This is a genomic window from Streptomyces sp. NRRL WC-3742 (assembly GCF_000720635.1).
Classification (GTDB): domain Bacteria; phylum Actinomycetota; class Actinomycetes; order Streptomycetales; family Streptomycetaceae; genus Kitasatospora.
Genome location: NZ_JOCF01000072.1, coordinates 32,788 through 41,128 on the forward strand (window position 1 = coordinate 32,788; position 8,341 = coordinate 41,128).

The 8,341-nt window shown below is 74.0% G+C and carries 10 protein-coding genes; 7 read left to right on the forward strand and 3 right to left on the reverse strand.

Annotated elements, in window-relative coordinates; all coding sequences use genetic code 11:
- Window positions 1-14 precede the first annotated feature (14 nt).
- Both IH61_RS0132020 and IH61_RS0132025 read right to left on the reverse strand, forming a co-directional pair.
- The gene (locus IH61_RS0132020) at window positions 15-707 is read right to left on the reverse strand and encodes a phytanoyl-CoA dioxygenase family protein (RefSeq protein ID WP_031076311.1); all 693 of its coding nucleotides are present in this window, start codon (window positions 705-707) and stop codon (window positions 15-17) included.
- A 38-nt stretch (window positions 708-745) separates the two neighbouring features.
- The gene (locus IH61_RS0132025; protein ID WP_051838439.1) at window positions 746-1,279 is read right to left on the reverse strand and encodes an ATP-binding protein; all 534 of its coding nucleotides are present in this window, start codon (window positions 1,277-1,279) and stop codon (window positions 746-748) included.
- Window positions 1,280-1,502: 223 nt separating this feature from the next.
- Between IH61_RS0132025 and IH61_RS0132030 the strand changes: the two genes are divergently transcribed.
- From IH61_RS0132030 to IH61_RS43435, 4 genes are all read left to right on the forward strand, one after another.
- Window positions 1,503-2,774 (forward strand): helix-turn-helix domain-containing protein, encoded by a 1,272-nt coding sequence (locus IH61_RS0132030; protein WP_234327419.1) that lies wholly within the window; start codon window positions 1,503-1,505, stop codon window positions 2,772-2,774.
- Window positions 2,775-3,086: 312 nt separating this feature from the next.
- Window positions 3,087-3,152, forward strand: coding sequence for a hypothetical protein (locus tag IH61_RS49130; protein ID WP_234327420.1), 66 nt, complete (start codon window positions 3,087-3,089; stop codon window positions 3,150-3,152).
- Window positions 3,142-3,519: a TadE family type IV pilus minor pilin gene (locus tag IH61_RS0132035; protein ID WP_031076318.1), complete on the forward strand. Its 378-nt coding sequence runs from the start codon at window positions 3,142-3,144 to the stop codon at window positions 3,517-3,519. Before IH61_RS49130 ends, IH61_RS0132035 begins: the two co-directional genes overlap by 11 nt.
- 30 nt (window positions 3,520-3,549) lie before the next feature.
- Window positions 3,550-4,011, forward strand: a complete 462-nt coding sequence (locus IH61_RS43435; protein WP_078911552.1) for an Rv3654c family TadE-like protein — start codon at window positions 3,550-3,552, stop codon at window positions 4,009-4,011.
- Here IH61_RS43435 and IH61_RS0132045 read toward each other — a convergent pair.
- Window positions 4,006-6,411: a DEAD/DEAH box helicase gene (locus tag IH61_RS0132045; protein WP_107057288.1), complete on the reverse strand. Its 2,406-nt coding sequence runs from the start codon at window positions 6,409-6,411 to the stop codon at window positions 4,006-4,008. The genes IH61_RS43435 and IH61_RS0132045 overlap by 6 nt on opposite strands.
- 222 nt (window positions 6,412-6,633) lie before the next feature.
- Here IH61_RS0132045 and bldG point away from each other — a divergent pair, with 222 nt between their 5' ends.
- The 3 genes from bldG to IH61_RS0132060 form a co-directional block, all read left to right on the forward strand.
- Entirely contained in the window at window positions 6,634-6,975 is a 342-nt protein-coding gene (gene bldG, locus IH61_RS0132050) for an anti-sigma factor antagonist BldG (protein WP_031076324.1), read from the forward strand.
- 162 nt (window positions 6,976-7,137) lie between these two features.
- Entirely contained in the window at window positions 7,138-7,557 is a 420-nt protein-coding gene (locus IH61_RS0132055; RefSeq protein ID WP_031076326.1) for an ATP-binding protein, read from the forward strand.
- 130 nt (window positions 7,558-7,687) lie between these two features.
- A partial coding sequence (locus IH61_RS0132060; RefSeq protein ID WP_031076329.1) for a hypothetical protein occupies window positions 7,688-8,341 on the forward strand: 654 nt, incomplete at its 3' end.

Consider the following 8,341-nt stretch of genomic DNA (forward strand, 5'->3'; position numbering starts at 1 on the left):
TCCCTTGGGTGGTGCTACCAGCCCGTCCCGGCGACCGGGTCGGGGCTGGGGCTCTGGGGGTCGCGCCGCAGGACGCCGCCGGGGGCGACGTAGCGGATGTTCAGGCCGACGCGGGCGCCGTCGCTCGTGTTGGTGCCGGAGCGGTGCAGCAGGCGGCTGTCCATCAGCAGGGCGGTGCCCGCGCGAAGCGGCAGCGCGGTCGAGGCGTCGTAGGTGAAGCCGGTGGCCTGGTCGGCCCGGCCGCGTTCGGCACCGTGCTCGTCCTCCGAGGAGAACGGCAGGTAGCCGAAGTGCTGGGAGCCGAAGACGGCGTGCAGGCAGCCGTTGTCGACGGTGGCGTCGCTGACGGCCAGCCAGGCGGAGACGGAACGGTCGGGGTCGAGTTCGACCCGGGTGTCGATGCCGTCCTGGTGCCAGGGGACCTCGAAGGCGCGGTGGGGCCACTTCACCACGAGGAAGGTGTTCTCCACCGCGACGTCCGGTCCGATGACGTCCTGGACGGCGGCCAGCAGCTTCGGGGCGCGGACCGCCTCGCGAGCCCACTCGGCGCCCAGGTGCGGGTTGCGCACGATCTCCTGGTGGCGGGCGCGGTGCTCGGCGACGAGCTGGGCGGCACGGGCGCGGGCGGCGGCGGGCGTGGACCACTTGACGCCGGTCCGCAGTCCTCGGCGGCCGAGGATTCCGTCCGCGCTGGTCACACTGGTCATCGGGTCCGATCCCTTCAAGGCGGGTATGCGGGGCCGGCTCACGCGGCGGCGCGGTAGCGGGTGGTGCCGGGCGCGAACGGCCGTATCGGGGAGCGGCCGGGGCGCGGGAGCGCGCGCAGGGCGCCTCGCACCGCCCGGCGCGAGGCGGCCATGAGCTGGCGCCGGGTCACCGGCTGTTCGGGCAGGGCGCACTCCGCCCAGACCCGCTTGCCCCGTTCGGTCCGCTCGCTCCCGTGGGCCAGGGCGAAGTGCTCGACCAGCTCCAGCCCCCGGCCGCTCTCCCCGGTCGCACCGGCCCGGCGGCGCCTGGGCAGCGCGGTCGAGCCGTCGTAGACCTCGACCAGGGCCCGCCGCAGCCGCACGTCCACGTGGACGGCGACGGTCAGCATCGGCGCCTGGGTGTGCCGGACGGCGTTGGTCACCAGCTCGGAGGTGACCGTGTCCAGCGCGAGCCGGGTGTCGTCGTCGAGCCGGACGCCCCAGCCGGCGATCAGGGCCCTCACCTTGCGGCGGGCGGCGGGGGTGGCGGCGGGGTCGCGGACCAGGAAGAAGCTGCTGCTGCACACGCGCATGTCGAAGGAACCCTTCGGGGCGTTGGGCCGGGAGCTGGGGGCTTGGGGAGGCCGCGCGGAGGGAAGGAACTGTTCTCGCCCGGCCCTCCGGCTGGCTGGTACACAGTCAACTCCCGCCAGCACTGCCGGCGGTGGTGCCAGCAGGGGGTGCGTTTTGTGCGCGGGGGGCCGCTTAGGGGGGCCAGGATCGGGCACCAGAAGGTCAGACGCTTGGGGGACGGGCATGATGGCACCAGACGGCATCGGCGCCATGCTGAGGGAGATCCGGGAGTCCGCCGAACTCACCCGCGAGGAACAGGCCCTGCTCTTACAGAAGGCCCACGGAGGCGCGTGGTTCGACCCGGAGAACCTGAAGCGCTGGGAGACCGAGCGCCGGCTGCCCATCCCGAAGTGGTACCAGCTGCTGGCTGACGGATACGGGCGGTCGGTGGAGGAGATCGCCCTGGCCGTCAAGGTGTCCAGGCGCTGGCGCAGGCGACAGCGGGCGGCCGGCAGCAGCGGGGAAGAGGGAACGACGGTGAAGCGACGGCAGTTTCTCGGTGTGGCAGCCGCAGCGACAGGAGCTGCTGCCCTGCCCGGCATCGCGGAGGCCCGGCAAGGCATCAACGCCGGCCTCTCCGGGTCCGACGCAGGCGATCTCGCCTACCTCGACGGGGCGTTCGAGCGCCACCGGGGCGGCTACCACGGGCGCCCGCCGGGTGTCGTCCTCACACAGATGCGCGCCGACCTCGACCTCCTGCGCGACGTCCTGAGCCGGCCCCACCCCGCCGACGCCCGCGCGGACCTGGCCCGCACCGCCGCCGGGATCACCGGCCTCGTCGCGATCATCCAGCACGACCGGGGCGACCAGCGCGACTCACACGGCTGGTTCGCCACCGCCGAGCGGGCCGCCCAGGAGTCCGGCGACCGGCACATGCTGGCCTGGGTCCTGGCCCGGCACGCCATGGTCCCGCTCAACTACGGCGCCCCCGGCGCCGCCGCCGCACTGGCCACCCGCGCCCGCACCGAAGCCGGCACCGCCCCCACCGCCGCCGCCGCACTGGCCGCAGCGGTCGCCGCACGGGCACTCGCCTCCCTCGGCGATCACCAAGGCGCACTCCGTGCGGTCGCCGACGCCCGGACCATCGCCGGGCACCTGGACACCGCCCAGGCCGCCGACACCTGGTTCGGCTACCCGCTCCAGAAGCACCACGTCCACCTCTCCCAGGCATTCACCCTCATGGGCAACACCCGCGAGGCGTACGCGGAACAGGAAGCCGCACTCGCCCTCACCCAGTCCGCCTCCGTGATGACCCGCGCCCTGCTGGCCATGGACACCGCGATGTGCCTGAGCACGGACGGCGACCCCACCGCGGCGGCCGACATGGCGGCCGGCGTCTGGCAGCGGCTCCCCGACGCCTACCGCGACGGCCTCGTACGCTCCCGGGCCGAAGCACTCCACCTGACGCTCTCCGGGACGGCCCACGCCAGGCTCGGCGAAGCCCTCGCCAGCTGACCAACGCCCGCCCCAGGTCGAATCCGGCGCGGGCGGGGTCCGGAGGAGCCCGTGCCGGGGCTTCCGCGCGGCTGGAAGCCCAACACGCCCGGCGGAAGGGCAATCACCCCGCCGTCCGGCCTGGTGTAGCGAAGCGGGCGCGGCACTGCCGGATCGGCCGAAGGCCGATGATCGAGCGGCCGTGCGGCGGATCACGCCCCGCAACTTGCCTTACTTGGATTACATGGCCTCAGCCCGCTGATCTGCAGGCTTAGTTGACAGCACTAGATAACAGATGGGGCGTGCGCCCTGGCCGCCGGGCTCTACAAGGTGGTGACCAGCACGGCGGTGATGGGCGCGCTGACCGAGACCCTGGAACGGGCGCTCCATGCGACCTAGCCGGGTGATGCGGGCGCGGCGGGGCGATGCGGGCTTCGTCACCGCGGAGACGGCGGTGGCCCTGCCCGCGCTCGTCCTGCTCGCCGCGATGTTGATCTGGGGCGTGCTCGCGGCGGCCGCGCAGATCCGCTGCGTGGACGCGGCCCGGGTCGGTGCCAGGGCGGCGGCGCGGGGCGATGCGAACGCCGCCGAACTCGCCGCCGCGGCCGGGCCTCCGGGGGCGCGGGTTCAGGTGGCGACGGCGGCCGACACCGTACGGGTCGAGGTGGAGGCGTCCTGCGGTGCGCCGGGGCGGCTCGGTGGTCTGCTCGCCGTCCGGGTGGGTGCGTCCGCCGTAGCCGCGAGGGAGGACGTGTTGACCGGGTGAGGTGACGGGAGCGGGAGGAGGTGGGCGGCGGTGATCCGGCGGTGGGCGCGAGCCCGTACGGTCCGGGCCGCTGCGGCGGGCGGGTACGGGGCGGACGCCGGGTCCGCGACGGTCTGGCTGCTCGCACTGGCGATGCTGGGCACGGCGGTGTTCGCGGGGACCCTCGCGGTCGGCGCGGTGGTCGCGGCACGGCACCGGGCCGAGTCGGCCGCCGATCTGGCGGCCCTCGCCGCGGCGGACCGGCTGCTGCTGGACGCGGACGGCGGCTGCGCGCGGGCCGCGGTCATCGCCGGGGCCCAGGGCGCCGCGCTGGTCTCCTGCGCGGTGGACCGGCCGGCGGACGCGGTCGAGGTGGTGGCCGAGGTGCGGGTCCGGGGGCTGCCGCTGCGCCTGCCGGTCGGCCCGGCCAGGGCGAGGGCCCGGGCCGGTCCGCTGCGGGCTCCGGTCACCGCCGCCGAGGACGGCCTCGGCGGGGCGGCGGTGGGCTCATGAACCGCCCGGTGTCCCGGGTGCCCCAGATGCCCCAGGTGCCTCCGGTTCATCTGGATCGTTGCGCTCGTCGCGTTCGTCGGACGCCTTGGGGGCTCCCGCGAGCAGGACGTCCAGCAGGAGGACGGCGGCCGCCTTGTCCAGCGGGTCGTTCCCGTTGCCGCACTTGGGCGACTGGACGCAGGACGGGCAGCCGCGCTCGCACTCGCAGGAGGCGATCGCCTGGCGGGTGGCGGTCAGCCACTGGACGGCCCGGCGGAAGCCGCGTTCGGCGAAGCCGGCCCCGCCCGGGTGGCCGTCGTAGACGAACACGGTCGGCAGCCCGGTATCGGGGTGCAGGGGCACGGAGACACCGCCGATGTCCCACCGGTCGCAGGTGGCGAACAGCGGCAGCAGGCCGATCGAGGCGTGCTCGGCGGCGTGGGCGGCGCCGGGCAGCTGGTCGAGCGGGAGGTTCGCGTCGAGCAGCTGGTCCTCGGTGACGGACCACCAGACCGCCCGGGTGCGCAGGGTGCGGGGAGGCAGGTCGAGCTTGCTCTCGCCCATGATCTCCCCGGTGGAGATCCGCTTCCGGAGGTAGCCGACCACCTGGTTGACCACCTCCACGGAGCCGAAGCTCAGCAGGGCTTCGCCCCAGGGGACGGTGGTGTCGGTGTCGAGGACGGAGATGGAGGTGATGTCCCGGGCGGCCGTGGTGTACGGCGGGTCGGCCGGTTCGACGAGGGCGACGGAGTTCTCCAGGTCGAGCTCCCGGACGAGGTAGGTCCGGCCCTGGTGGAGGTGGACGGCCCCGGTGTGGACGGTCGTGTGGGAGGCCGCCGCGTCCACCGTGCCGAGCAGTCGGCCGGTGTCGGCCTCGACGATCTGGACCGGGCTGCCGCCGCTGCCACGCAGGTCCACGGCGTCGGCCGCGCGCTCCCGGCGCGTCCAGTACCAGGAGCCGTCGCCTCGCCGGCGCAGCAGGCCCCGCCGTTCCAGGACGGGCAGCAGTGGCGCGGTCGAGGGCCCGAACAGGTCCAGGTCGGCGTCGGTGAGCGGGAGTTCGGCGGCGGCCGCGCACAGGTGCGGGGCGAGCACGTGCGGGTTGTCGGGGTCGAGCACGGTGGCCTCGACGGGCGTCGCGAACAGCGCCTCCGGGTGGTGCACCAGGTAGGTGTCCAGCGGGTCGTCGCGGGCGATCAGGACGGCCAGGGCGCCCTGGGCCTCGCGCCCGGCCCGGCCCGCCTGCTGCCACAGCGAGGCCCGGGTGCCGGGGTAGCCGGCCATCAGGACGGCGTCGAGGCCGGAGACGTCGACGCCCAGTTCGAGAGCGGAGGTGGAGGCGAGGCCGAGCAGTCGGCCGGAGTGCAGATCGCGCTCCAGGGCCCGGCGTTCGTCGGCGAGGTAGCCGCCGCGGTAGGCGGCGACCCGTTCGGCGAGCGGTCGGCCGAGCTGGTCCTGGGCCTGCAGGGCGACGAGTTCGGCGGCGCGGCGGGAGCGGACGAACACGACGGTGCGGGTCTGCCGTTCGACCAGGTCGGTCAGCAGGTGCGCGGCCTCGGCGGTGGCCGTGCGGCGCACCGGGGCGCCGTGCTCGCCGACGTTCTCGGTCAGCGGCGGCTCCCAGAGGCCGAACACCATCGGCCCCCGCGGCGAGGCGTCCTCGGTGACCGCCTGCGCCGGCAGGCCCGTCAGGCGCCGGGCGGTGACGGCCGGGTCGGCGGTGGTGGCGGAGGCGAGCAGGAAGGTGGGTGACGAACCGTAGCGGGCGCAGATGCGGCGCAGCCGCCGCAGCACCTGGGCGACGTGTGAGCCGAACACGCCCCGGTAGCTGTGGCACTCGTCGACGACCACGTAGCGCAGGACCTTCAGGAAGGAGGCCCAACGGGCGTGCGCCGGGAGGATGCCCCGGTGCAGCATGTCCGGATTGGTGAGCACGTAGGACGCGTACTGGCGGACCCACTCGCGCTCCTCGAACGGGGTGTCGCCGTCGTACAGGGCGGCGCGGACCCTGGGTGGGGCGAGTTCGGCGGCGCGGCGGCGCTGGTCGGCGGCGAGCGCCTTGGTCGGGGCCAGGTAGAGCGCGGTGGCGCCGCGGCCGTTGCGGGCCTCGGTGCCGTCCAGCAGATCGCTGAGCACCGGTGCCAGGTAGCCCAGCGACTTGCCCGAGGCGGTGCCTGTGGCGATCACCACAGTCTGGCCGGTTTTGGCCAGGTTCATCGCCTCCGCCTGGTGTGCCCAGGGCTGTTCCACGCCCACGGCGTGCGCGGCTTCGACGATCTCCGGTCGGATCGAGTCGGGCCATGGCGCATAACGCGCAGGGCGGGCGGGAAGGTGCTCCGTATGGGTGAGCCGGTCGGACCGCCCCCGGCTGGTGGACAGGGTCGTGAGCAGTGCCTCGGGCAGGCTGTGTCGGGGCGGCATGGGGACCCAGTGTGTCACCGGCGTGACAGAGAATCGTCGTAAGCCATCGTGCGGGCATGGTCGCAGGTGGTTGAATGTGGCCGTGACGGCCGTATGGCCGTGGGTCGCAGCGCTGAGGCTTGTCACGCGATGGCTGGGCGCGCCCGGGCTCGCGACCATGCGGTTGCGGCCGTCCGGCCGAGGATCGCACATGACGTAGCAAGGCAAGGTGCTGGAGGTTCCGTGGACCTGTCCCTGTCGACCCGCGCAGTCGGCGATCGTACGGTCGTCGAGGTTGGCGGCGAGATCGATGTGTACACCGCCCCGAAGCTGCGCGAGCAGCTGGTCGAGCTCGTCAACGACGGCAAGTACCACCTCGTCGTCGACATGGAGGGTGTGGACTTCCTCGACTCGACCGGCCTCGGCGTGCTGGTGGGCGGTCTGAAGCGAGTGCGTGCCCATGAGGGCTCGCTGCGCCTGGTGTGCAACCAGGAGCGCATCCTGAAGATCTTCCGTATTACCGGCCTGACCAAGGTCTTCCCGATCCACACCTCGGTGGACGACGCGGTCAACGCGACCGACTGACGCGGTCGGGCCGGCCCTCGTGGCCGGCCCTTCCCGTTCCATGCGTCCGGGGAGCCGGGGCCCGTACGGCTCCGGCCTTCCCGGTCGCCCCGGGGCCGGTTCGGCCGGCCCTCCGGGGCCGCACCCGCCCGGCCCCAGGCCGGAGCACCCCGAGGGGGAGAGATGGCAACCGTCGAACTTCGATTCAGCGCGCTTCCCGAGCACGTGCGGACGGCTCGGTTGGTCGCCGCGGCCGTCGCCAGACGGGCCGGGGTCGACGAGTCGGTGCTCGACGAGGTGCGCCTCGCGGTCGGCGAGGCGTGCTCGCGGGCGGTCGGCCTGCACCAGCGCGGTGGCATCACCGGCGCGGTACGGGTCGCTCTGACCGATCAGGAGAAGCGTTTCCTCATCGAGGTCGAGGACGAGGCGGGCCCCGTCGCCGTTCCGGCCCCCGACGACGCCCAGGGCGGTGACCCGGACGAGGACGCCCTGGGGCTCGCCGTGATCACGGGTCTGGTGGAGGACCTGGAGGTCACCAACGGCGCGGTCGGCGGGCTGATCCGGATGAGCTGGCCGGTCTCGGTCGCCTCCGTCGCGGTCTGAGGGCCGACTGGCCGACCGGCCGGGAAGTACGGGAATGTCGGGAAGCAGCCGTAGTCGCCGGGAACCGGGGCGGTGAGGGCGGCCGTGTAGGTTCGACGACCGACACGACCGAACCGAAAGGCTTCTCCCGGTGAACAAGCGACTGCTGACCGTACCCGCGCTCGGCGTGCTGCTCGCGTTCGGCGCCGTCGCCTGCGGCGACGACAACAGCAAGCAGCTGGAGTCCTGGGCGGCGAACGTCTGCGGTGCGGCCAAGGACCCGATCGCCCAGGCGCAGGCCGCGCTCGCGGACACGGCCCAGGTGAAGACCGGCGAGGCCCCCGCCGACCTGAAGAAGCGGCTCTCGACGGACATCGGGCGGCTCGCCAAGACCAACCAGGACCTCGCGGCCGCCATCGAGGCCGCCGGGGCACCCAAGGTGAGCGACGGCGACAAGCTGCAGAAGGACACCGTCGACGAGCTGAAGAAGGCGGGCGACGGCTACCTGGACGTCCAGAAGAAGCTGGACGGGCTGCCCACCAACGACCAGTCCAAGTTCGCGGACGGGCTGAAGAGCGTGGGCGACCAGGTGCAGGGGCTGGCCAAACTGTCCACCCAGGCGCAGAGCAAGCTGCGCAGCGGTGACCTGGGCGCGGCGATGGCCAAGCAGGAGGGCTGCAAGGCCACCCCGCCCGGCGCCGCCCCCTCCGGTGCCGCCTCCTCCACCGCCTCGCCGAGCGGCGGCACCAGCGGCGCCCCCGCGACGCCGGGCGCCACCCCGAGCGCCGGGGCCACCGGCGCACCC